Origin of the sequence: Sphaerochaeta sp. S2, from assembly GCF_016406725.1 — a bacterium.
Taxonomy (GTDB): domain Bacteria; phylum Spirochaetota; class Spirochaetia; order Sphaerochaetales; family Sphaerochaetaceae; genus Sphaerochaeta.
In genome coordinates, this window is the sequence record NZ_JAEKNT010000377.1 from 1 (window position 1) to 3,222 (window position 3,222).

Here is a 3,222-nt window from a genome sequence, read left to right on the forward strand (position 1 = left end):
CTTCACTTACCTGTTGGTCATTTCCTGTTTTACAGAAAGTACTACATTGGCTTGCAGTTCCTGGAGGACTCCGGGTTGCTCTTCAGGGGACTCACTTTCCAGATCGCTGATAAACAAGAGAGACTGCTCAGGGTAACACGAACTATAGTTGAGAGCCCTTAGTGCCTGTCTGTAGGATTGGGAGATTGCTGATGGTCTATGTACCTGGTTTCCTATTCCAAGAACAACAGGAAAGTTGTATTTCTCCAGATATGCCTGGACCTGCTCAGCTTTGCGGTAAGTTTGTTTTTTGAACACTGAATCATAGTGTGCTTGATTGTGGCTATTGGCACTGAAGATTATGGCTACTTGGTTTTCAAACTGAAACACCAGGGACCCTTCCTCTTTCTTGCATACCTCATCAACTACCTCAAACATTGCCAATGTCTGCAGTGGGTCATTCTGGAGGTGGTCACTTTCGATGAGGGCTACCATGAATTCATCCTTGTCCAAATCAAGGCCATACTCTCTTGCCTTGGAGATGAGGTTCTGGTCACTGGCGGCTTGGGTGGTGGTGAGAAGAGAGAGGAGAAATTTTTCCCTGATAAGGGGGAGTGCTTGCTGGTAGACCTCTTTCAGTCTTTCCTGGTCCTGTGTTCTCTTGATCTCTTGATCCAAACGATTGCCTAAACGTTCCAATAGTGCACAAAGATCATCGACAGAGACTGGTTTCAGGACATATTCACTCACATCATAGTGCATTGCCTGTTGGGCGTAGGTGAACTCATCATACCCGCTGAGTATTACCAGGGTGGTTGCAGGATGGGCAATACGTATTTCCTTGATCAGGTCCATACCATCGAGGTAGGGCATCCTGATATCAGTGATGACGACATCGGGATGAAGGTCCTCCACCAGTTCAAGGGCTTCTATTCCATTCCCCGCTTCTCCCACCACCGAGAAGTTATACCGCTCCCACGGGGTGCGGGAGCGAATTCCTTCTCGTACAGCGGACTCATCATCAACCAGAAGTATTGAATACGGCATAGCTAACATGGTAGAGGGAAATGAGGGAGTAAGCAAGTTTTTTAGTCTCCACACCACCAGTCGAACATGACACTGACTGAGCGGTTCATCTCCTCCATAAAGGCACTGGTGTGCTTTCTCAGGTAGTAGTAATCTGCGAGTGTTCCCTTATTTTCATAGGGAAGCGAGTGTGTTGCCCTTCTTTGCTGTTCATGCTCCTGATAAGCCTTTGCCAACTCCTCAATATGGGGCTCCTCATATCGGTTTTCCATAAAGACGGAGGGGGCCGGGCAACGAGGGGTCAGTTTGATGGGACCTTTTCCTTTGGGGTAGCCAAAGATAAGCATACATGCCGGTATGGTGTATTGTTTCAACTCCAGGAGGTCTCTCAGGTCCTCAAATTGCTCGATGACGTCCCCGATGTAACAGGAGCCTATGCCGAGTGCTTCTGCAGCCACCACTGCGTTCTGTGCTGCTATGATTGCGTCCTGCATGCAGAGATGAAGATCACCTAGGCCTGGTTTGCGATAGAAGACGTTCATTTGCTCTTTTCCTCTCTCTACAGCACCGCTTTCATGGAAATAGTTCACCCATTTCTGCATGTCGGCAAGGAATACCCAGACCAAGGGAGCATTACTGATCATCTCCTGGTTGTCGCATATTCCAGCAAGGGTTTCCTTCTTCTCGATGTCGCTGACTTCAACAACTGAGTAGAGAGCCATGTTCCCTGCCGTAGGGGCACGGAGGGTTGCCTGTTTCAGGAGCGAGAGATGCTCCTCCTCGATGGGCCGCTCCTGGAAGGCGCGGACACTTCGTCGATTGTTCAATAGTTCCAATGTTTCTTGCATGGGAAGAGTATACGGTACTGCGTTCTCTTCTTCCAGTGGAGATATACAAATCAAGTGGAATGGTCTATCCTATACGGTATGAAAAGTGTGAAGGCATATCGCTACCGATGGTTGATTCTACTCTCTTTGATACTCCTGATCCTTTCGGTGGAGGTTCATTGGCTGAATCTCTCTCCTGTTGGTAGGGTTGCAAATGAATATTATGCGTCTCAGCTAACGCTTACCTACGCTCGTCCGGTGGACTTGCTCTCACTGACGTATCTCATTGTGTTTGTGGTGGCAAGTATCCCCGCATCCTATGTATTGCACCGTCTTGGTATCCGTAAGGCTACATGGATAGCCAGTGGTTTGATTATATTTGGCTCCATGACCAAGTGGATTTATCTTTCAACCTTTTCTCTGGTTCTCCTTGGGCAGTTCATCCTTGCTGTTGGGCAGGCGTTGGTTCTGACCAGTATCACCGAGATTGTCAGCCGATGGTTCCCCATCCGTGAGCGTGGTATGGCCGTCGGTATTACCAGTGCCAGTCAATACTTATCGCTTGCAGTGGTGATGATTGTCTCCCCGATCTTGGTTGTGACCAAGGCGAATGATCCTGCATGGGGAAGTGGTTTTGAGGAGTTGATGCGTTTCTATGCAATTCTCAGTTCGACCCTTGCCCTTGCTGCAGCACTGCTGATACGAGAGAATCCTCCCTCTCCTTCTTCAGCCTTGCCAAGCAACAACAAGGTACACTACCGTTCCTCATTCAAGGCAATCAATGCCATTTCATCCCTCCGTGGGCTGATGATCATTTTTGCAATTGGCTGGGGCGTACTGATGACCTTGTTTATCAAGATTGATGAGATCAGTGAGTTCCTTGGTTTTGCTGATTCAAATGGATTTCTAGGGATTGCCATGCTTGCAGGAGGTATGGTGGGAGCAATAATCCTGCCTGCTCTTTCTGACCGTTTTCGTCGGAGAAAGCTATTCTTTGTATTCTGTAATGTCTGTTCGATCCCGGGTATCCTGCTTCTGGTTTTCTGCCAGCAAATTGGTGCAGTACTGTTGGACAGTGAGGCGATTGCCTTGATCGGGTCCTCGATTGTCGGACTCTCCTTGCTCTCTGCTATTCCCATAGGCACGCAGTATGCTGCTGAATTGGGACAGGGGATCAGTGAGGAGGTCATCCAGGGAATGTTGCTGCTTTTCAGCCAAGCTGCCTGTGCAGCCATTCTTGTCTTTTCCCTCGTGTTACCCTGAGCAGTCTCTCTTGTTTATCAGCGATCTGGAAAGTGAGTCCCCTGAAGAGCAACCCGGAGTCCTCCAGGAACTGCAAGCCAATGTAGTACTTTCTGTAAAACAGGAAATGACCAACAGGTAAGTGAAG

The 3,222-nt window shown here is 48.6% G+C and carries 3 protein-coding genes; 1 reads left to right on the top strand and 2 read right to left on the bottom strand.

Translation table 11 applies throughout. The annotated features are described in order from the left end of the window. Positions 1-6: 6 nt before the first annotated feature. Together JF818_RS11120 and JF818_RS11125 are read right to left on the bottom strand one after the other, a co-directional pair. Complete coding sequence (locus JF818_RS11120) at positions 7-1,026, bottom strand: response regulator (RefSeq protein WP_233067366.1); 1,020 nt, start codon at positions 1,024-1,026, stop codon at positions 7-9. A gap of 41 nt (positions 1,027-1,067) precedes the next feature. Then, entirely contained in the window at positions 1,068-1,853 is a 786-nt protein-coding gene (locus JF818_RS11125; protein WP_198892080.1) for a nitroreductase family protein, read from the bottom strand. Positions 1,854-1,931: 78 nt separating this feature from the next. Between JF818_RS11125 and JF818_RS11130 the strand changes: the two genes are divergently transcribed. Continuing rightward, positions 1,932-3,095, top strand: a complete 1,164-nt coding sequence (locus JF818_RS11130) for an MFS transporter (protein ID WP_198892081.1) — start codon at positions 1,932-1,934, stop codon at positions 3,093-3,095. The last annotated feature ends 127 nt before the right edge of the window (positions 3,096-3,222 follow it).

Coding starts and splice junctions, on each gene's coding strand:
- JF818_RS11120 (WP_233067366.1), bottom strand. CDS start 1,026: ATGCCGTATTCAATACTTCTGGTTGATGATGAGTCCGCTGTACGAGAA.
- JF818_RS11125 (WP_198892080.1), bottom strand. CDS start 1,853: ATGCAAGAAACATTGGAACTATTGAACAATCGACGAAGTGTCCGCGCC.
- JF818_RS11130 (WP_198892081.1), top strand. CDS start 1,932: ATGAAAAGTGTGAAGGCATATCGCTACCGATGGTTGATTCTACTCTCT.